Source organism: Kitasatospora albolonga, assembly GCA_002082585.1.
Taxonomy (GTDB): Bacteria; Actinomycetota; Actinomycetes; order Streptomycetales; family Streptomycetaceae; genus Streptomyces; species Streptomyces stephensoniae.
Map to the genome: position 1 here is coordinate 2,436,777 of CP020563.1, position 19,588 is coordinate 2,456,364.

General features: G+C 72.4%; 16 protein-coding genes. 9 read left to right on the top strand and 7 right to left on the bottom strand.

Annotation, left to right across the window (positions count from 1 at the left end; translation table 11 throughout):
* Window positions 1–481 precede the first annotated feature (481 nt).
* Window positions 482–835, bottom strand: a complete 354-nt coding sequence (locus tag B7C62_10530) for a PRC domain containing protein (GenBank protein ARF72660.1) — start codon at window positions 833–835, stop codon at window positions 482–484.
* Window positions 836–1,200: 365 nt separating this feature from the next.
* Here B7C62_10530 and B7C62_10535 point away from each other — a divergent pair, with 365 nt between their 5' ends.
* Complete coding sequence (locus B7C62_10535) at window positions 1,201–1,785, top strand: MarR family transcriptional regulator (GenBank protein ARF72661.1); 585 nt, start codon at window positions 1,201–1,203, stop codon at window positions 1,783–1,785.
* Window positions 1,786–1,884: 99 nt separating this feature from the next.
* Here B7C62_10535 and B7C62_10540 read toward each other — a convergent pair whose 3' ends face one another.
* Window positions 1,885–2,226: a hypothetical protein gene (locus B7C62_10540; protein ARF72662.1), complete on the bottom strand. Its 342-nt coding sequence runs from the start codon at window positions 2,224–2,226 to the stop codon at window positions 1,885–1,887.
* A 268-nt stretch (window positions 2,227–2,494) separates the two neighbouring features.
* On the opposite strand from B7C62_10540, the gene B7C62_10545 reads away from it, so the two are divergent.
* From B7C62_10545 to B7C62_10555, 3 genes are read left to right on the top strand one after another with little or no spacing between them, the layout of a single operon-like run.
* Window positions 2,495–3,652 (top strand): acyl-CoA dehydrogenase, encoded by a 1,158-nt coding sequence (locus tag B7C62_10545; GenBank protein ID ARF72663.1) that lies wholly within the window; start codon window positions 2,495–2,497, stop codon window positions 3,650–3,652.
* Window positions 3,653–3,692: 40 nt separating this feature from the next.
* Complete coding sequence (locus tag B7C62_10550) at window positions 3,693–4,568, top strand: acyl-CoA thioesterase II (GenBank protein ARF72664.1); 876 nt, start codon at window positions 3,693–3,695, stop codon at window positions 4,566–4,568.
* 38 nt (window positions 4,569–4,606) lie between these two features.
* Entirely contained in the window at window positions 4,607–5,575 is a 969-nt protein-coding gene (locus tag B7C62_10555; GenBank protein ARF72665.1) for a cation transporter, read from the top strand.
* Between the two features lie 4 nt (window positions 5,576–5,579).
* On the opposite strand, the gene B7C62_10560 is transcribed toward B7C62_10555, so the two are convergent.
* Complete coding sequence (locus B7C62_10560) at window positions 5,580–6,014, bottom strand: hypothetical protein (protein ARF72666.1); 435 nt, start codon at window positions 6,012–6,014, stop codon at window positions 5,580–5,582.
* A gap of 105 nt (window positions 6,015–6,119) precedes the next feature.
* Complete coding sequence (locus B7C62_10565; protein ARF72667.1) at window positions 6,120–6,935, bottom strand: phosphatase; 816 nt, start codon at window positions 6,933–6,935, stop codon at window positions 6,120–6,122.
* Window positions 6,936–7,274: 339 nt separating this feature from the next.
* Here B7C62_10565 and B7C62_10570 point away from each other — a divergent pair, with 339 nt between their 5' ends.
* Complete coding sequence (locus tag B7C62_10570) at window positions 7,275–8,999, top strand: glycosyl transferase (protein ID ARF72668.1); 1,725 nt, start codon at window positions 7,275–7,277, stop codon at window positions 8,997–8,999.
* A gap of 24 nt (window positions 9,000–9,023) precedes the next feature.
* On the top strand, window positions 9,024–12,080 hold the full coding sequence (locus tag B7C62_10575; GenBank protein ID ARF72669.1) for an acyltransferase: 3,057 nt from the start codon (window positions 9,024–9,026) through the stop codon (window positions 12,078–12,080).
* A gap of 41 nt (window positions 12,081–12,121) precedes the next feature.
* Here the strand turns inward: B7C62_10575 and B7C62_10580 are convergent, their stop codons facing one another.
* The 3 genes from B7C62_10580 to B7C62_10590 all read right to left on the bottom strand — a co-directional run bounded on the left by B7C62_10580 (window position 12,122) and on the right by B7C62_10590 (window position 14,911).
* The gene (locus B7C62_10580; protein ARF72670.1) at window positions 12,122–13,423 is read right to left on the bottom strand and encodes a hypothetical protein; all 1,302 of its coding nucleotides are present in this window, start codon (window positions 13,421–13,423) and stop codon (window positions 12,122–12,124) included.
* 94 nt (window positions 13,424–13,517) lie between these two features.
* Window positions 13,518–14,183 carry a hypothetical protein gene (locus tag B7C62_10585; protein ID ARF72671.1) on the bottom strand — a complete coding sequence of 222 codons (666 nt, stop codon included), beginning with the start codon at window positions 14,181–14,183 and terminating at the stop codon, window positions 13,518–13,520.
* Window positions 14,184–14,287: 104 nt separating this feature from the next.
* A complete protein-coding gene (locus tag B7C62_10590) occupies window positions 14,288–14,911 on the bottom strand; it encodes a TetR family transcriptional regulator (GenBank protein ARF72672.1) in 624 nt (207 codons plus the stop codon).
* A 122-nt stretch (window positions 14,912–15,033) separates the two neighbouring features.
* Here B7C62_10590 and B7C62_10595 point away from each other — a divergent pair, with 122 nt between their 5' ends.
* The 3 genes from B7C62_10595 to B7C62_10605 are packed head-to-tail and all read left to right on the top strand — an operon-like array spanning window position 15,034 to window position 19,584.
* The gene (locus B7C62_10595; protein ARF77088.1) at window positions 15,034–16,656 is read left to right on the top strand and encodes a methylcrotonoyl-CoA carboxylase; all 1,623 of its coding nucleotides are present in this window, start codon (window positions 15,034–15,036) and stop codon (window positions 16,654–16,656) included.
* A 7-nt stretch (window positions 16,657–16,663) separates the two neighbouring features.
* Entirely contained in the window at window positions 16,664–18,622 is a 1,959-nt protein-coding gene (locus B7C62_10600) for an acetyl/propionyl-CoA carboxylase subunit alpha (GenBank protein ARF72673.1), read from the top strand.
* Entirely contained in the window at window positions 18,619–19,584 is a 966-nt protein-coding gene (locus tag B7C62_10605) for a hydroxymethylglutaryl-CoA lyase (GenBank protein ID ARF72674.1), read from the top strand. The genes B7C62_10600 and B7C62_10605 overlap by 4 nt, the downstream gene beginning before the upstream one ends.
* Window positions 19,585–19,588: the final 4 nt, after the last annotated feature.

Here is a 19,588-nt window from a genome sequence, read left to right on the forward strand (position 1 = left end):
AGTTGATGTCCCGCGTCACCGCGTCGCGGCCGTGTGCGATCCGGTCGGCAGGTTTCGCGGGGCCTTGGCGGGGGCACCGGATCGCGCCCCCGCACGACCCGGCCGAGGCCGTCACCGTACGGGGTGCGATTCGGCCGGCACGAGGTGTCATGCGGTCGGCCGGACCGGGTACGACCGCTCATGCCGACCGCCGGTCCCCGTTCCTTCCGTGGCCCCACGAACATCGGTACGCCGTACGCGAGCGCCCTCTCCCGCACCCCGGACCAGTGGCCCTGCTGTACCTGTGCACGGTGGCCGTCCTGGCCGGTTTCGGGCGCGGTGACTCCACTTGGCGGTTCCTGCTCGCCGGGGCCGGTGCGCGCCTGGCGTCGCTCGCCGCCGTCTGTGCCGTGGTCCTGTGGGGGACGCCTACGCGCGCACGGGCGGGGCGGGACGCGAACCATCGCGTCCCGCCCCGCCCGTCCGGCGTCCGGCCGTCGCATCAGACCCGACGGTGGCGCCCGTAGTACTCCCCCGTCGTGCGGTGGAAGTCCGCGTCGCCGATGTGCTTGTCCTTGTCGAACTCCGGGGCGTCCTTGATCTGGTCCTTCGTGAGGTCGATGTAGACCTTCTTCTCGCCCGCGTCGATCCGGCTCACCGTGCCCGCCGGGAGCAGGACGTGCTTGCCGAAGATCCATACGCCGGTGTCGACCACCAGGTACGAGGACGTGACGTCGTCGGAGTGCTTGTCGACCTTGCCGATGCTGCCGTCGGTCGCCTCGACCTTGTAGCCGATCAGGTCGGTGCCGACGGTGTGGCCGGCGGTCGGCTGGTAACCCCACAGGTTCTCGGACATGAAAGCTCCTTCGGTCGCACGTGAATGGATCACGTGAATGAATTCTGTTCAGCGGCCCGCGCACCTCGTGGAGGTGCGGGCTCTCGCCGTGCCCACTTCCTGAGCAACCGCTGCCAGCCTCGTGCCCCGGGCCCCCGGTGCCATGTCTGCGAACTCGGGTGTTTTTCGATCCATTTCGCGGGAATTCGACACCCCCGCACCGCGCGCCCACGCGGTGCCGGATGCCCCCTGCGGCGCCCCGGACACAGGTCGGATGCGGCCCGGACGAAAAATCATGGGTTTCGGAACGGCTGGGGCGTCAACGCTAGGAATGACCTGCCCGCAGGCGTGCCACGGGGCCGCAGCTCGACCGAGGGTGTTCCAGCATGGGCGTAGAGCAATCCGGCCCTGATCACCGGCTCCGCGATGTGGCGGAGGCGATGCGCGGGGTCATCGAGCTGCTGGAGGTCTACTGGACGGGGGCTCCCGACGCGTCCTCGTCCGTCACCGTGTCGGCCCCGCAGCTCCGGGTCCTGTACGTGCTCGAACGCCGTGAGGGGATCAATCTGCGCCAGCTGGGCGCGGAGCTCGGGGCCGCGTCCTCCTCGGTGAGCCGGCTGTGCGACCGACTGGAGGCCATCGGCTTCGTACGGCGGTCCTCCAGCACCGCCAGCCGGCGTGAGGTCGAGCTGCGGCTGACCGCGCAGGGGCGGGCCCACCTCGACCGGCTGCGAGCCCGGCGTGAGGAGCGGCTGGCGGCCGTCCTGGCGCAGGTGACACCGGCCTCACGCGCCCGGCTCGTGGAGGCGGTGGAGGCCATCCGCGCCGCGCTCAGCGCCGTACGGGCGGAGCCGGAGCCGTCGGCGCCAGGGCACGAGGAGCGTCCGGCGGCCCCGGGGCGCAAGCACCCCCCGGACGGCAGGGGGGAGCACCCCCCGGACGGCGGCGCGCAGCGGCGGCGTACGGGCTGACGCCCCCTTCACCGCTCCCGGACACCGCTCCGGGCCCCAGATGCCCCTGGGTCCGTCACCGCTCCCGGGGCCGCCGGGCCCCCTCAGCTCTGACGCCCCTCACCACTCCCGGGCCGCGATCAGCTCCTCCCCGTCCGCGTCCTCGAAGCCGTACGCCCGGGCGATGAACCAGAACGCCCCGCCTATCTCCTCCCGGGCCACCGTCTCGATCTCGCTGCCCGCCGCCTCGAACTCCGCCTCCAGGGCGTTGAACTCCTCGGTCGCCCCCTCGGTCAGCCGGTACAGTGCCGCCAGGTCCGCCGGGCGCTCGGCCTCGATCCGCTCGCACAGGCGCAGAAGCACCGCCCGGCCCCGGTCCAGGACGTGGTCCGGGAAGTAGTCGTCCTCGTACAGCGGCAGCAGGAACGCGTGCTCCGCCACCTGTCGGTTCGTGATCGCCACGATGCCCCTCCACACCCGTCCGCGCCCACCGGCCCGCTCCCCACCGATCCTGCACCACGCCACTGACAACGCCCCGGAGCCGAACGGTCCCGGCCTGCCACGGGCTGACCCGGCCCCCACCTGACCCGCCCGCGCGTGCTCAGCATCACCCTGGACAGCTCCGTGACCGACCGGTAACTTCGAAGGGGAATGAGCAAGCGCTTAGCCATGCCCGGTGAGCGCAGGCGCGTCCACCGACGAACACTTCAGCCGATCAAGGAGGCACCCCGTGCGCCGTACGGTATTCAACGAGGACCACGAGGCGTTCCGGGAGACCATCCGCGCCTTCATCGCCGCCGAGGTCGTGCCGGTGTACGACGAGTGGTTCGCCGCGGGCGAGGTGCCGCGCGACTTCTACCTCAAGCTGGGCGAGCTGGGCGTCTTCGGCATCGAGGTCGACGAGGAGTACGGCGGCGCGGGCATCGACTCGCACAAGTACGAGGCCGTCATCTACGAGGAGACCTCCCGTGCGGGTGTCTCCTTCGGCGGCTCCGGCGTGCACACGCTGCTCGGCCTCCCGTACATCAAGATGCTCGCCACCGACGAGCAGAAGAAGCGCTGGCTGCCGAAGTTCGCGACCGGCGAGGAGATGTGGGCGCTCGCGATGACCGAGCCGGGCACCGGCTCCGACGTCGCGGGCATGAAGACCACCGCCAAGCTCTCCGAGGACGGCACGCACTACGTCCTCAACGGCGCGAAGACCTTCATCACCGGGGGCGTCCACGCCGACCGCGTGATCGTCTGCGCCCGTACCGCCGCCCCGCGCGAGGACGACCGCCGCTTCGGTATCTCCCTCTTCGCCGTCGACACGACGTCCGAGGGCTACTCGGTCGGCCGCAAGCTCGACAAGCTCGGCCTGAAGACCTCCGACACCGCCGAGCTGGCGTTCGTCGACGTCAAGGTCCCGGTCGAGGACCTGATGGGCGAGGAGAACAAGGGCTTCGGCTACCTCGGCACCAACCTGGCCTCCGAGCGCTGGGGCATCGCCTTCGGCGCGTACGCCCAGGCAGCCGCCGCTGTCCGGTTCGCCAAGGAGTACGTCCAGGAGCGCACGGTCTTCGGCAAGACCGTCGCCTCCTTCCAGAACACGAAGTTCGAGCTGGCCGCCTGCCAGGCCGAGGTGGACGCGGCCCAGGCCGTCGCCGACCGCGCGCTGGAGGCGCTGGACGCCGGTGAGCTCACGGCAGCAGAGGCCGCCTCCGCCAAGCTGTTCTGCACCGAGGTCGCGCACCGCGTGATCGACCGCTGCCTCCAGCTGCACGGCGGCTACGGCTTCATGAACGAGTACCCGATCGCCCGCCTGTACGCGGACAACCGCGTCAACCGCATCTACGGCGGCACCAGCGAGGTCATGAAGTCGATCATCGCCAAGTCGATGGGGCTGTGAACACTTCACCAGCCGCTTCGGTAAGGACGGCGTTCTCTTCATGAGCGCAGCACTCGATTCCCTGCTCGATCTGCTCGACCTGGAGCGGATCGAGCGGGACATCTTCCGGGGCACGAGCCGCAGCGCGGTCGTGCCCCGGGTGTTCGGCGGGCAGGTCGCGGCCCAGGCGCTGGTCGCCGCGGGCCGGACAGTCCCGGCGGACCGGGGTGCCCACTCCCTGCACGCGTACTTCCTGCGGGCGGGCGACCCGGGCGCGCCCATCGTCTACACCGTCGACCGCATCCGCGACGGGAAGTCGTTCACCACCCGCCGGGTCGTCGCCGTCCAGCACGGGCAGCCGATCTTCCACCTCTCCGCCTCCTTCCAGACCTACGAAGAGGGGCTGGAGCACCAGGCGGACATGCCCGCGGCCCCCGATCCGGAGTCCCTGCCCACGGCCGCCGAGATGCTGCCCCGGTACGCGGACCGCTTCGCCGACCCGGGGATGGCGGACCGGCTGATCGAGGCGCGGGCCGCCGTCGACCTGCGGTATGTGGACGAGCCGCCGTTCGGTACGGCGGGCGAGGCCCGGGAGCCGCGCTCGCAGGTCTGGTTCCGGACCAACGGCAAGCTCGCGGACGACCCGCTGCTGCACGTGTGCATGGCGACGTACGTCTCCGACATGACCCTGCTGGACTCGGTGCTCCTGGCCCACGGGCGGGGCGGCTGGGCGGTCGGGGACGTGGTGGGGGCGAGTCTGGACCACGCGATGTGGTTCCACCGGCCGTTCCGGGCGGACGAGTGGCTGCTGTACGACCAGGAGTCGCCGTCGGCCTCCGGCGGGCGGGGCCTGGGCCAGGCCCGCATCCACACCGCCGACGGCCGCCTCGCGATCACCGTCATCCAGGAGGGTGTCGTCCGCGTGCCCCGGGGATGAGCACCATCTGACGTCTCATTTCGGACATACTCCGCACCATGAGCGACGCGGAGGCCCAGAGCAGAGCTGATGGCGGGGAGTCCACCTTCACGGTGATCGTGGCGGCCCTCGCCAACCTCGGGATCGCCGTGGCCAAGGCCGTCGCCGGGCTGATCAGCGGGTCGAGCGCGATGCTCTCCGAGGCGGCCCACTCGGTCGCGGACACCGTCACCGAGGTCATGCTCCTCGCCGCGCTCAAGCGGAGCGAGAAGCCGGCCGACGAGGACCACCCCCTCGGTTACGGCCCCGAGCGGTACATCTGGGCCATGCTCGCCTCCATCGCCACCTTCGTCGGCGGTGCGGTCTTCTCGGTCTACGACGGGGTGCACACCCTGATCGCGGGCGAGGAACTGGGCGATCCGCTGATCTCGTACATCGTCCTCGGCGTCGCCTTCGCGCTGGAGGGCTACTCCCTGCGTACCGGCGTCAAACAGGTACGGCGCGAGGCGGCCCGGCTGCGGGTGCCGGACACGTACTACCTGCGCCACACCCCCGACACCGCCGTGAAGGCCGTCGTCATGGAGGACTCGGCGGCGCTGGCCGGGCTGCTGCTGGCGGCGGGCGGGCTGCTCGGCGGGCAGCTGACGGGGTCGGGGGTCTGGGACGGGATCGCGTCCTGTCTGATCGGCCTGCTGCTCGTGTACGTGGCGTGGGTGCTGGGCCGGTCCAACGCGCAGCTGCTCATCGGGCGGCCGCTGCCCGCGGCGATGCGGGCGGGGGTGCGGGAGGAGCTGACATCCGTACCGCACATCGTCGGCGTACTGGAGCTGACCACGCTCATCCAGGGGCCGACGGAGATCCTGATCGCCGCGAAGGTCGACTTCCGGGACATGGCCACGGCGGCGGAGGTCGAGTGGGCCTGCGAGGAGGCGGAGGCGCGGCTGCGGGAACGGTTCCCCTCGGTCCGGCGGGTGTATCTGGACCCGACGCCGGGGCGCGAGCAGCGGGAGCGACGCGCCGGCCCTTGAGGCCCTACGGCGTCAGCTCCGCCACCGCCTTCGCGATCCGCCGCTCCCGCGTGGCGTCCGTCTTCGCGCCCTCGACCGAGGTGACATGCGCCTTCTGGCGACTGGGCGAGAGGGCCGCGAACGCCTCGGCCGCGCCGGGAGCCGCGGCGAGCGCCGCCGCGAGGTCCTCGGGCGGCTCGACCGTGCGGGGCGCGGTGTCGAGGGTCAGCTCCACCTCGATGGCGTCGCCGCCCGCGATCCCGGTCTCCTTGCGCTTGCCGGAGCTGAACGGGATGAGGTAGCGGCCGCCCATGGGGGCGATGGTCGAGCGGTACGCGTAACCGTTCACGGTCACGTTCACCGGCGGGCGCTTTCCGGCGCCGAGCGCCTCGACCACGTCCTCCGGCACCTCGATACCCGTGTTGTTGCCGCTCTGGAACATCGTCGAACTGAACTTCATGGCCTTGGCCCTCCGTCTCCGTCGGCCGCCTCCCGCCGAGGCGGCCGCTCTCCGTCAGGGAAGACGGCCGCCGGGCCGGAAACTCATCGGAGCCGCCGGATCGCACTACGCGGCGGGCTCCCGGGCAGGCTCGGGCTCGTCCGCCAGCAGCCCCGCCGCGTGCAGCAGGTACTCCGTCATCGGGTCGTAGTGGCGCGGGTCGGTGACATGGTCGTCCAGGGGGACGGTGACCTGGAGGGTGCCCTCCGACTCGCCGAGGAAGAGGGCCGGGTCGTTGCAGTCCGCGTAGCCGATCGCGTCCAGTCCGCGCTGGCCCGCGCACCCCGCCCAGCCGTGGTCCGCGACGACGAGGTCGGGCAGCGGGCGGCCCAGGTGCGCCATCGCGTCCAGGATGGCGGCCATCGGGGCCGGGGAGTGGGTGTGCCAGAGAGTGGCGCCGCGCTCCAGCATCGCGACGTCGGCGAACTGGAAGACCAAGCCCTCGTCCGCCGTCAGCCCCGACGGGATGCGGACGATCTCGCAGCCCGCCCGGCGCAGCGCGTCCGCCGTCTGCCGGTGCACGTCCAGCAGGCCGCCGGGGTGGCCGGTGGCGAAGAGGACCCGCTCCCGCCCGTCGGCGGCCTTGCGCAGACGGGCCGCCATCCGCTCCAGGGCGTCGACCGTCAGCTCGGGGTCGATGGTGTCCTGGCCGATGCGGTGCTCGGGGTCGTCGTTCACCCCGCAGCGCTCGGCCATCACGGCGAGCACGTCCTGCTCGTCGGTCCAGCGGTCGCCTAGCTCCAGGCCCAGCCAGTAGTGGCGGTCACCGTTGGCGAGCTTGCGGTAGTGGGAGAGGTTGTTGTCCCGTGGTGTGGCCACGTCCCCCGCGATACGCGTACGGACGAGGTGGTCGACGAGGGCGGCGCGGCTGGGTATCGGCATGAACCCATTGTGCCGTCCGGGGTGCGGTACGTGCTCGGTAAGCCTCAGGAGCGCCGGGGAACCCCAGGAATCCGGTCAGGTCCCAGGGGTCCCGCAGGCCCCGGAAGCCTCGTGGGTCTTCAGTCTTCCGGGATTGTTCATCCGCCTGTGACCTGCGCCTTCCTCGGGCCGACGGGTGCGGCCGGTCGAATGGGAGCACCCAGAGGTCTGGACCAATTGAGTCGCGCCAATCCGCTGTCTCATTTCCGCCCACCACCTCGTTCTCGAGCAAGTGGTCTATACCTTTGGTACTAGGGTGGGCCACCTGAAACGGGTACATACACAGCCGTGGGGGGCTTTATGACCGTGCATCACCTTCCGCAACCACCGTCCGACGACGAGCTGTTCTGGTACTTCGGACCGCAGCGCCGCTGGGTTCTGGTGAGCAGTTCGCTCGCCTTCGTCTTCACCGCGGCCACCATGTTCACCTTCGCCCTGCGGACCCCGGCGCTCTGGGCCTTCCTCGCGATCCTCGGACTGAACGTCGTGGCGCTGCTGCTCTCCTCCGTCAACAGCCTGCGGAAGCGCCGGCTGACCCGGCCGTCGCACGAGATCCTCGTCCGCGCCTGGCAGCCCGCCGAACTGCCGTCCGTGGACCTGTACTTGCCGACCTGTGGCGAACCCCTCCCCATCCTCGCCAACGCCTACCGCGCCGTCTCCGCCGTGGACTGGCCCGGCGCGCTGACCGTCTGGGTGCTGGACGACGGCGACCGGCCCGAGGTCGCCGCGCTGGCCGCCTCGTACGGGTACGAGTACGTCGTCCGCCCCGACCGGGGCCACCTGAAGAAGGCGGGCAACCTCAACCACGCGCTCACGCTGAGCAGTTCGGAGTACATCGCGATCCTGGACGCGGACTTCGCGCCCCGCCCGGACTTCCTGCGCCACCTCGTGCCGTATCTCGCCGACCCCGCCGTGGGCATCGTGCAGAGCCCGCAGTGCTTCGACACCGACGAGGGCATGGGGTGGATACAGCGCGCCGCAGGCTCCGCCCAGGAGTGGTTCTTCCGCTGGATCCAGCCGTCCCGGGACGCCAGTGACGCCGCCATCTGCTGCGGCTCCAACGCCGTCTACCGCCGCAGCGCGATCGACCTGGCGGGCGGCTTCGCCCGGCTCGACCACAGCGAGGACCTGTACACCGGGCTCGCGCTGCACGAGAAGGGGTTCCGCACCCTGTACGTCCCCGTCCTGGTCGCCAAGGGCACCTCGCCCGACGAACTCACCTCCTTCGTCAACCAGCAGTACCGGTGGGCGATGGGCAACCTCCATCTGCTCGGGACCCCGGTCCTGAAGCGGATGCGGGCGCCCTGGCGGATGCGGCTCTGCTTCTACGAGGGTGTGGTCGGGTACCTCACCACGGCCGTGAACACCTTCGCCGCGCCGCTGCCGCCGCTGGTGATGATGTTCTGGTACCCGGACCACATCCGCCCCTGGCACGTCCTGCCGCTGCTCGCCCCGCTCTGGCTCTGGCACGTGCTGCTGCCCCGGATCAGCCGGACCCGCTGGCGGGTCGAGGTGATCCGGGCCAACGTCCTCACCAGCGTGGCCGCCGCCACCGCGTTCTGGCACACCCTGCGGGGCCGCAGCGCCGCCTGGGTGCCCACGGGGGTGCGGGCCAAGGGGAGTTCGGGGGCGATGGCCCGCCGGGTGGCCGGTGTCTCGCTGGTCTGGCTGGTCCTCTCCAACGGGGCCGCCGCGCTGGGGATCGCGCTGGCCGTGGCCCGTAACGGCTGGGAGCCCAACTGGGGGCTGGGGCTCTACCTGTTGGTACAGCTCCAGATCAACGTCCCGCTGATCCGGGACCTGTTGCGCGAGCTGCGCCCGGCGGGGAGCTCCCCGCAGCCGAACCCGCTCGCCGCCCCGCGCTCCCGTACGCCCCGAGCCCGGGGTCCCCGTACGGGCCTGGGCTTCTCCACCGGCATGCTGCCCCGCCGCTGGCCCGAGACCCTCGCCGCCTCCGCCGTCCTCCTGCTCACCGGTCTGCTCGCCTCGGGATGGGTCAACCCCATGCTCCCCTGGTCGAGCTGAGCCGAGCCGAAAGGCCCCACCACCATGCCCTTCCTCCTGGCTCCCGGCCCCCGCCGGAAGCGCTCAGCACCCGCTTCCCCACCCACTTCCCCACCCGCTTCCGCACCGGCCTCCGCGCCACCGGCCGCGCCGCCCGCCGCGCGCTCCGGCGGTGAGTCCGGGCCGAGCCCGCACCGCTCCACGTTCCGGCCCGACATCGAGGGACTGCGCGCGGTCGCTGTCCTCTGCGTCCTCGCCTTCCATGCCGAAATCCCGGGCACGGCAGGCGGGTTCATCGGCGTGGATGTCTTCTTCGTGATCTCCGGCTATCTGATCACCGGCCTGCTCGTCCGCGAGGCGATCAGCACCGGCCGCATCCGGCTGGGCGACTTCTTCTCCCGCCGGGCCCGGCGCCTGCTGCCCTCGGCCGCCGTGGTGCTCGCGGCCGTGGCGGTGGCCGGGGCCTGGCTGACCGTACCGCTGCGCCGCACCGACCTGGAGTACGACGTCCTCGCGGCGGCGCTCTCCGTCGCCAACTGGCGGTTCGTCTCGCAGCAGACGGACTACCTCGCCGCCGGGCACGACCAGAGCCCGCTGCTGCACTTCTGGTCGCTCGCCGTGGAGGAGCAGTTCTACCTGTTCTGGGCGCCGCTCCTCGCCGTGGCCGTCCTCTGCACCGCCCGCGCCCTCCGCCGGGGACGGGCCGTGCGGGCGGTCGTGGCGCTGGTCACCGGGGTGCTGGTCCTCGGCTCGTTCGCGCTGTCGCTGTACTGGACGGAGCACTCGGTCTCGCTCGCGTACCTCGGAACGCCTTCGCGCGTCTGGCAGTTCGGCGTGGGGGCTCTGCTCGCGCTGCTGCCGTGGCACCTGCTGCGCGGCCCGCGTCCGCTGCGGCTGCTGTGCGGCTGGGGCGGGGCGGTGGCGATCGGCTGGTGCGTGGTGGCGTACGACGCCTCGACACCGTACCCCGGTTACGCGGCGCTCGTCCCGACCCTGGCCACCGCCGCCGTGATCCTGGCCGCGATACCCGGCCGGGGCGAGCGGAACGTCCAGGGCGCCTACGGGGTCGGGCGGCTGCTGGCGGGGCGGGGGCCCCGGGCGGTCGGGCGGCTCTCGTACAACCTCTATCTGTGGCACTGGCCGGTGATCGTCCTCGCCGAGGCCCGGCTCGGCACGCTGGGCTGGCCCGCGAAGACCGCGCTGACGCTGGCGGCCGTACTGCCCGCCCTCGCCACGATGCGCTGGGTCGAGCAGCCGCTGCGCCGCAGCCGTACGGTCTCCGAACTCCCGCGCCGGGGACTGTCGGTGGGCATCTCCGCGATCGTGCTGCCGGTCGTGCTCGCCCTGGTGGTGGGCACCGCGACGCTGCACATGATGGGCCCGGCCACCCCGGTCGACGTCAAGGGGCTGCCGCCGGGCGCCGCCTCCGGGCCCTCGCTGCTCGCGCGGGTTCCCGGGGCCCCGGTCGCGGACGGCGGGCCGGTGGTGCCGAGCCCGGCCCAGGCCCGCAAGGACTTCCCGCCGGACCAGGGGTGCCAGGTCGCCCCGGAGGTGACGCGCAGCCCTCAGTGCCTGTTCGGCGCGGTGGACAGCCCGGACCGGATCGTGCTGCTCGGCGACTCGCACGCGGGCCAGTGGTTCTCCCCGATGCTCGCGCTGGCCTCCCAACGCGGCTGGGCACTCCAGGAGTTGGTCAAGCAGGGTTGCCCACTGCCGCAGTTGGCGGTGGACAGCCCGCAACTGGGCCGCGCCTACCGGGAGTGCGACACCTGGCGGGCGGACACCCTGGACCGCCTGCGTACGGGGCCGAGGCCCCGGCTCATCGTGATCGCCTCCCTCAACCGGTACACCGAGGACCGTCAACTCCTCACCGCGGCCTGGGAGAGGACGCTGAAGCCGCTGCGGGAGACCGGCGCCCCGATCGTGTACATCGAGGGCACCCCCGTACCCGGTACGGACATCCCCGCCTGCGTCTCCGGCTCCCCCGACGACGACGCCGCCTGCGCGTTCGACCGGGCGGACGCGGTACCGGCCGATCCGCTGGCGCGGCGGATCGCGGCGGGGAAGGTGCCGGGCGTACGGTCCATCAGCGTGAACCCGGTGCTGTGCCCGGGGGACGGCCCGACCTGCCCGGCCGTACGGGACCGGGTGCTGCTCTACCGGGACGACGCCCATCTGACGAACGTGGCGGCCGTCGTACTGACCCCGAGGCTGGAGCGGCTGCTGACGGACGCGGGCGCCCTGCCGGCGACGACCCCCGAGCCCTCAACTCCCGCCGCACCAGGGGCGGACGGCTGGACCGAGCTGCTCCGGGACGACTTCGACGGGCCTGCGGGCAGCCGCCCCTCCCCCGCGAACTGGCAGTACGACATCGGGACCTGCTACCCCGGCTGCCCGGCCCCGCAGTGGGGCACCGGCGAGATCGAGACCATGACCGACTCCACCGACAACGTCCGCCTGGACGGGAAGGGCGCACTGGAGATCGTGCCCACCAGGAGGGGCGGCGAGTGGAGTTCGGGCCGGATCGAGACCGTACGTTCCGACTTCGCGCCGCCGCCCGGCGGGGTGCTGCGGATCGAGGCGTCGATCGCGCTGCCGGACGTGACCGGCCCGGAGGCGGCGGGGTACTGGCCCGCGTTCTGGACCCTGGGCGCCTCGCTGCGCGACGGGTACACGGGCTGGCCGGGCGTCGGTGAGCTGGACATCATGGAGTCCGTCAACGGCCGGGACACCGTCTTCGGCACGATGCACTGCGGGGTGCTCGACGGCGGCCCGTGCGAGGAGCCCGTGGGGCTGACCTCGGGCCCGCAGCCGTGCGCGACCTGCCGTACGGAGTTCCACTCGTACGCCGTGGAAGTGGACCTCGGCGCGGGCGAGGTCCGCTGGTATCTGGACGGCCGCGTGTACCACCGGGTGAGCGCCGACCGGATGGACGCCGGGACCTGGAAGCGGACGGTGGACCACGGGGTGTTCCTGATCCTCAACGTGGCGATCGGCGGCAAGCTCCCGGAGGCGGACGGCGCCACGGCCGGACCGGAGACCGAGCCGGGGCACCCGATGCGGGTGGACCGGGTCACGGTCTCGGTCAAGGACGGGGGCTGAGCCCGGCGGCCGTCACCCGGCGCCCGCCCGGGAGCGGGCCCTCAGGGCGTGTCCGGCGGATCTTGACCGGGTCCGCGTCCTGATCCGCCGGACACGCCCTGCGCGCGGGGTGTCGGCCGCCCCCACAACGTGACCGCGCGCAGCAGCCGTTCCACCGGGCCGAGCCGGTGGCGCTTCATCAGCCAGGCGGAGGCGGCGAGTTGGCACCCGTAGAAGACCAACGCGCCGCCCACCACGGCCGCCGCACCGGCCCGGCCGTACAGGGCGGCCCCGTAACCGGTGAAGACGAGGGCCATCACGAGGGACTGCGCCAGGTAGTTGGTGAGCGCCATGCGGCCCGCCGGTGCCAGCCGGGCGGCGAGGCGGGCGCCGCGCGGGGTGGTGAACCAGAGGAGCAGGCCGCTCGCGTACGCCGCGCTGAGCGCCGGGGCGGTGATCATGCCGACGAGGAACAGCGGGACCTCCCAGCGGGCGCCCAGCGGCCCCACCATGCCCGCCGCCATGAGCGCGCCGCCGGGCAGCCCGACGGCGAAGCCCCAGAGGCAGATCCGGCGCAGCCGGTCCGCGCGGGCCGGGGCGTCCGTCAGCAGGCGGCGCCTGCCCGCCACGAACCCGGCCAGGAACGCGGCGACGACCATGCCGCCCATCATGAAGAGCCCGGCCACCAGGTCGCCCCAGGCGTCCATGTTGGCGCGGACGACATCGCCGGGGCCGCCCCGGTACGCGGCGGTCAGCTCGGCCGTCCGGGTGGCGAGGGCCCCGTCCTCGTCGCCCGGGTCCACCAGGGCGAGGAGCGCCGCGAGGAGCAGGTAGACCGTGGCGACGGCCCCGTACACCCAGAGCGCGGCACGCCACACCCCGGCCGGGTCGGCGGCCCGGACGGCGAGGAGGACCAGGCCGAGGACGGCGTACGTGGTGAGGATGTCGCCGGGGTAGAGCAGGACGGCGTGCAGGACACCGATCACGAACAGGCCGAGCAGCCGGCGGAGCATCCTCGGCCGGAAGGAGGCCCCGTCGCGTTCGGCCGACGCCATCTGGAGGGTGAAGCTGTAGCCGAAGAGGAAGGAGAACAGCAGGTAGAACTTGGTCTGCACGAGCATCATGACGAGCCAGTGCGCCACCTGGTCCGCGGCGGTGGCGTCCGGTCCGCCGCCGCGCTGTCCGTCGAGGCCCGCCATCACCAGGACGTTGGCCAGGAAGATGCCGCAGAGGGCGAAGCCGCGCAGGGCGTCGACCTCGATGATGCGGTGGGGCCGTAAGGGGCCGGCCGTGGGTGCGATGGTGTCGGGGCTCTGCGACACGTTGGCCTCTCGGTTCGGTCGGGGCGGTTGCGTCTCGGTCAGGTGCGGCGGGCGTACAACGTCAGGTGCGGCGGGCGTACACAGGGGCGCGGCGGGCGTATATACGGATGGGCCGGGCGGATCACGGCACCAGGAGTCACGGCACCACGGACAGCACCGTCACCACGGTCACCGTGGAGATCGCCGCCTGGAGGTTGCGGATCGCCTCCCGCACGCTCACGCCCGCCCAGTGGCCGCCGGCGATCTCCGCCATGCGCGGGGCCACCTGCTTCTTCGGCAGGCCGGGGAAGGTCTGCGGGTGCATCCCCGTGGCGTGCAGCAGCGCGATCAGCGCGGTGGTGCGGGCGTCCGGCTCGGCCCCGTGCAGCACCACCGCCGCCAGCCGGGCGCGCAGCTCCCGCTCGACGGAGCCGTCGGCCTCCGGATAGCGGCGTACGGGGAAGACGCCGAGGGCCCGGTGGCGCTCCTCGGTCACCAGACCACGGGCGCAGAGGCTGTCCACGACGTCCTGCGAGCCCTTCGCGTGGTCCCGGGTCAGCCAGTCGATCACCTTGCGGCTGCTGGAGGCCCCGTGGACCCAGCGGGCCAGCCGGTCGAGCCGCCCGTCCAGCAGCGTGTCCCCGATCGGGGACGGGTCGAAGACCTCGACGCGGCCGCCCTTCACCGTGACCCGGCCCGCCATGACCAGCTCCAGGAGCATGCCCGCGGCCACGCCCCAGCGCGCCGCCGTCTCCCCCTTCGCCGCGCCGGTGGTGTCGTCCAGCGACAGCAGCATGATCTCTTCGCCCAGCGAGACGGCCATGGTCGAGCTCCCCGTTTCTTCTCGTCCTGGTCGGACGGACGTGCGTCCTGGTCGGACAGACGTGAGGAACCCTTTCCAGGTTGCCCGGACGATGAAACTCCTGGTCAGGAGGGGGCGTCCACGGCGGCGGCGAACGCGCCGCGCGCGAGCCGGTGCAGCAGCGCGGCGGTGGCCTCGCGGCCGGGGCGGGCCTCGGGCCGGGCCAGGTGCGGGGTGGAGTTCAGCAGGCCGAAGACGGCGTGCACGGTGACGCGGGCCTCGTCCTCGGGCAGCGCGGGGTAGAGGGCGCGCACGACGCCGACCCAGACCTCCACGTACTGCCGCTGGAGCTGTCGCACCCGCTTGCGGTCCGTGTCGCGCAGCCGGTCCAGCTCACGGTCGTGGAGGGTGATGAGGGGGCGGTCGTCGAGGGCGAAGTCGATGTGGCCCTCGATGAGCGCGTCCAGGAGCGCCTCCGGGGAGCCGCCGCCCCGCTCGGCGTCCTCCGACACCCGCAGGCGGCCACCGTCCAGCAGCCGTTCGCTGATGCCCACCAGCAGCTCGGCGAGCATCGCGTCCTTGCCGGGGAAGTGGCGGTAGAGACCGGGGCCGCTGATCCCGACGGCGGCGCCTATCTCGTCGACGCCGACACCGTGGAAGCCGCGCTCGGCGAAGAGGCGCGCGGCCTCCCGCAGGATCTGCTCGCGGCGGGTGGGGGCCGCGACGCGGGCGGCGGCATGGGTGCTCATGGGGATTCATTCTAGACAGGGTCGTTAGCGGTCGTTAACCTGAGGGAAACGCGTTAACGCTCATTAACGGAATTCATTGACGGACGTGGATGATCGCGGTACGGGCAAGGGGGCTCGACACGATGCAGCAGGCACCGGTCCTGGCGAGCGCGGCTGATCCCGCCTCGGCGGCCTGGCAGGCCAACGAGGCGGCGCATCAGGCGCTCTCCGACGAGCTGGCGGAGCGCCTCGCCACGGCGCGGCTGGGCGGGGGTGAGAAGGCCCGGGCCCGCCACGAGGCACGCGGCAAGCTGCTGCCCCGGGACCGGGTGGACACCCTCCTGGACCCGGGTTCGCCGTTCCTGGAGCTGGCCCCGCTGGCGGCGAACGGGATGTACGGGGACCAGGCCCCGGCCGCCGGGGTCATCGCGGGCATCGGGCGGGTCTCGGGCCGGGAGTGCGTGATCGTCGCCAATGACGCGACCGTCAAGGGCGGCACGTACTACCCGATGACCGTGAAGAAGCACCTGCGCGCCCAGGAAGTGGCCCTGGAGAATCGTCTCCCCTGCCTCTACCTGGTCGACTCGGGCGGTGCCTTCCTGCCGATGCAGGACGAGGTCTTCCCCGACCGGGACCACTTCGGGCGGATCTTCTACAACCAGGCCCGGATGTCGGCCGCCGGGATTCCGCAGATCGCGGCGGTGCTGGGCTCCTGCACGGCGGGCGGGGCGTACGTCCCGGCGATGAGCGACGAGGCCGTGATCGTGCGCAACCAGGGCACGATCTTCCTCGGCGGCCCGCCGCTGGTGAAGGCCGCGACCGGTGAGGTCGTCACGGCGGAGGAGCTGGGCGGCGGCGAGGTCCACTCCCGGATCTCCGGCGTCACCGACCACCTCGCGGAGGACGACGCGCACGCCCTCCGCATCGTCCGCAACATCGTGGCCACCCTCCCGGACCGGGCCCCGCTCCCCTGGTCGGTCGAGCCGGCCGAGGAGCCGAAGGTGGACCCGGCGGGGCTGTACGGGGCGGTGCCCGTCGACTCCCGCACCCCCTACGACGTACGCGAAGTGATCGCCCGGGTCGTGGACGGCTCCCGCTTCCAGGAGTTCAAGGCGGAGTACGGTACGACGCTGATCACCGGCTTCGCCCGTATCCACGGCCACCCGGTGGGGATCGTCGCCAACAACGGCATCCTGTTCGCCGAGTCGGCCCAGAAGGGCGCGCACTTCATCGAGCTGTGCGACCAGCGCGGCATCCCGCTGGTCTTCCTCCAGAACATCTCGGGCTTCATGGTCGGCAAGGACTACGAGCACGGCGGGATCGCCAAGCACGGCGCGAAGATGGTCACGGCGGTCGCCACCACGCGCGTCCCGAAGCTGACGGTCGTGGTCGGCGGTTCGTACGGGGCGGGCAACTACTCGATGTGCGGCCGGGCGTACGGCCCCCGCTTCCTGTGGATGTGGCCCAACGCCAAGATCTCGGTGATGGGCGGCGAGCAGGCGGCCTCCGTCCTGGCGACGGTCAAGCGCGACCAGCTGGGCGACGACTGGAGCACCGAGGACGAGGAAACGTTCAAGGACCCGATCCGCGCCCAGTACGAGACCCAGGGCAACGCGTACTACGCCACCGCCCGGCTCTGGGACGACGGCGTGATCGACCCCGTGGACACCCGGCAGGTGCTGGGCCTCGCCCTCACGGCCTGCGCCAACGCCCCGCTGCCCCAGAAGGACCCGGCCGGTCCCGGCTTCGGCGTCTTCCGGATGTGAGGAACAGATGACGACGATGTTCGACACCGTGCTGGTCGCCAACCGCGGCGAGATCGCCGTCCGGGTGATCCGGACCCTGCGCGAGCTGGGGGTGCGCTCGGTCGCGGTCTTCAGCGACGCGGACGCGGACGCCCGGCACGTACGGGAGGCGGACACGGCGGTACGGATCGGCCCGCCGCCCGCCGCCGAGAGCTATCTGAACGTTCCGGCGCTCCTGGAGGCGGCCCGCCGCACGGGCGCGCAGGCGGTGCACCCCGGCTACGGATTCCTCGCGGAGAACGCCGAGTTCGCGCAGGCGTGCGCGGACGCGGGCCTGGTCTTCATCGGTCCCCCGGCCTCCGCGATCTCGCTCATGGGCGACAAGATCCGGGCGAAGGAGACGGTCTCGGCCTACGGGGTCCCGGTGGTCCCCGGCTCCTCGGGCAGCGGCCTCACGGACGCCCAACTGGAGTCGGCCGCACGGGAGATCGGCACCCCGGTGCTGCTCAAGCCCTCGGCGGGCGGCGGCGGCAAGGGGATGCGCCTGGTCCGGGACGCGGCGGTGCTGGGCGAGGAGATCGCGGCGGCGCGGCGCGAGGCCCGCGCCTCCTTCGGCGACGACACCCTCCTCGTCGAGCGGTGGATCGACCGCCCGCGCCACATCGAGATCCAGGTGCTGGCCGACGCCCACGGCAACGTGGTGCACCTGGGCGAGCGCGAGTGCTCGCTCCAGCGCCGCCACCAGAAAATCATCGAGGAGGCGCCGAGCGTCCTGCTGGACGAGGCGACCCGGGCGGCGATGGGCGAGGCAGCAGTCCAGGCGGCACGGAGCTGCGGCTATGTCGGGGCGGGGACGGTGGAGTTCATCGTCCCGGGCAACGACCCGTCCTCGTACTACTTCATGGAGATGAACACCCGCCTCCAGGTCGAGCACCCGGTCACCGAGCTGATCACCGGCCTGGACCTGGTGGAGTGGCAGCTGCGGGTGGCGTCGGGCGAGCAACTCCCTTACGCGCAGAAGGACATCACCCTGACGGGCTGGGCGATCGAGGCGCGGGTCTGCGCCGAGGACCCGTCCCGCGGCTTCCTCCCCTCCGGCGGTACGGTGCTGGCGCTGAGCGAGCCGCAGGGCGGCGGGGTGCGGACGGACTCGGGGCTCAGCGAGGGCGTGCCGGTGGGCAGCCTGTACGACCCGATGCTGTCGAAGGTGATCGCGTACGGCCCCGACCGCTCGACCGCCATCCGCAAGCTGCGGGCGGCCCTGGCGGACACGGTGATCCTGGGCGTCCCGACCAACGCGGGCTTCCTGCGCCGCCTGCTGGCCCACCCGGACGTGGTCTCCGGCGACCTGGACACGGGGCTGGTGGAGCGCGAGGCGGAGGGCCTGGTGCCGGACGGCGTTCCGGACGAGGTGTACGCGGCCGCGGCGGCGGTGCGCCTCGACGCGCTGGCGCCCCGGCCGGACGCGGGGGGCTGGACGGACCCGTTCTCGGTGCCGAGCGGCTGGCGGACGGGGGGTGTGCGGGTGCCGCTGAGGTTCCCGCTACGGGTGCCGGGCACGGACCCGGTGACATCCGAGGCTCCGCGTGACGCGACCGTCACCCCCACCCGGGTCACGGTCGAACTCGACGGCGTGACGCACCACTTCCACCGCACCGGCGACTGGCTCGGCCGGGACGGCGACACCTGGCACGTCCAGGACCACGACCCGGTGGAGGCGTCCCTCAGCGGGGCGGGCCGGAGCGGGGCGGACACGCTGGCGGCGCCGATGCCGGGCACGGTCACGGTGGTGAAGGTGGCCGTCGGGGACGAGGTCGAGGCGGGGCAGAGCCTGCTCGTGGTGGAGGCGATGAAGATGGAGCACGTGATCTCGGCCCCGCACGCGGGGACGGTGACGGAGCTGGACGTCACGGCGGGCGCGACGGTGGCGATGGACCAGATCCTGGCGGTCGTGGCTCCGCTCACCGACGGGGAGGACGCGTCATGAGCGCACTCCCGATGAAGGTGCCGGGCACGGGTCTCCCTTCCCGGGTCCGCATCCACGAGGTAGGAGCCCGGGACGGCCTCCAGAACGAGAAGGAGACGGTCCCGACGGAGGTGAAGGCGGAGTTCATCCGCCGCCTGGCGGTGGCGGGGCTGACGACGATCGAGGCGACGAGCTTCGTCCACCCCAAGTGGGTGCCCCAACTGGCCGACGCGGAGGCGCTGTTCCCGCTCCTCGGCGAGATCGCGGACGTGGGCGACGTCGCCCTCCCCGTCCTGGTCCCGAACGAACGCGGCCTGGACCGGGCGCTGGCGCTGGGGGCGCGGTCGATCGCGGTGTTCGGCTCGGCGACGGAGACGTTCGCGGCCCGCAACCTGAACCGCACGGTCGACGAGTCGCTGGCGATGTTCGAGCCGGTGGTGGCGCGGGCGAAGGCGGAGAAGGTCCATGTGCGCGGGTACCTCTCGATGTGCTTCGGGGACCCGTGGGAAGGCGCGGTGCCGGTCGCCCAGGTGGTGAAGGTGGCCAGGGCCCTGATGGACCTGGGCTGCGACGAGCTGTCGCTGGGCGACACGATCGGGGTGGCGACGCCGGGCCACGTAAGGGAGTTGCTGACGGCGCTGAACGATTCCGCCGTCCCGACGTCCTCGGTCGGCGTGCACTTCCACGACACGTACGGCCAGGCGCTGTCCAACACCCTGGCGGCGCTCCAGCACGGGGTGACGACGGTCGACGCATCGGCGGGCGGCCTGGGCGGCTGCCCGTACGCGAAGAGCGCCACGGGCAACCTGGCCACCGAGGACCTCGTGTGGATGCTCGACGGCCTGGGCATCGAGACGGGCGTCGACCTGGCCGCCCTCACCGCCACCAGCGTCTGGCTGGCCGAACACCTGGGCCGACCGAGCCCATCCCGCACGGTCCGCGCCTTGACCTCTTCTTCCTCTCCCACCTCCCACAAGGAGTGACTGA

Excerpts from the sequence above, each read along its gene's own strand:
- B7C62_10530 (ARF72660.1), bottom strand. The coding sequence starts at position 835 with ATGTCCGAGAACCTGTGGGGTTACCAGCCGACCGCCGGCCACACCGTC.
- B7C62_10535 (ARF72661.1), top strand. The coding sequence starts at position 1,201 with ATGGGCGTAGAGCAATCCGGCCCTGATCACCGGCTCCGCGATGTGGCG.
- B7C62_10550 (ARF72664.1), top strand. The coding sequence starts at position 3,693 with ATGAGCGCAGCACTCGATTCCCTGCTCGATCTGCTCGACCTGGAGCGG.
- B7C62_10555 (ARF72665.1), top strand. The coding sequence starts at position 4,607 with ATGAGCGACGCGGAGGCCCAGAGCAGAGCTGATGGCGGGGAGTCCACC.
- B7C62_10560 (ARF72666.1), bottom strand. The coding sequence starts at position 6,014 with ATGAAGTTCAGTTCGACGATGTTCCAGAGCGGCAACAACACGGGTATC.
- B7C62_10565 (ARF72667.1), bottom strand. The coding sequence starts at position 6,935 with ATGCCGATACCCAGCCGCGCCGCCCTCGTCGACCACCTCGTCCGTACG.
- B7C62_10570 (ARF72668.1), top strand. The coding sequence starts at position 7,275 with ATGACCGTGCATCACCTTCCGCAACCACCGTCCGACGACGAGCTGTTC.
- B7C62_10575 (ARF72669.1), top strand. The coding sequence starts at position 9,024 with ATGCCCTTCCTCCTGGCTCCCGGCCCCCGCCGGAAGCGCTCAGCACCC.
- B7C62_10585 (ARF72671.1), bottom strand. The coding sequence starts at position 14,183 with ATGGCCGTCTCGCTGGGCGAAGAGATCATGCTGCTGTCGCTGGACGAC.
- B7C62_10590 (ARF72672.1), bottom strand. The coding sequence starts at position 14,911 with ATGAGCACCCATGCCGCCGCCCGCGTCGCGGCCCCCACCCGCCGCGAG.
- B7C62_10595 (ARF77088.1), top strand. The coding sequence starts at position 15,034 with ATGCAGCAGGCACCGGTCCTGGCGAGCGCGGCTGATCCCGCCTCGGCG.
- B7C62_10600 (ARF72673.1), top strand. The coding sequence starts at position 16,664 with ATGACGACGATGTTCGACACCGTGCTGGTCGCCAACCGCGGCGAGATC.
- B7C62_10605 (ARF72674.1), top strand. The coding sequence starts at position 18,619 with ATGAGCGCACTCCCGATGAAGGTGCCGGGCACGGGTCTCCCTTCCCGG.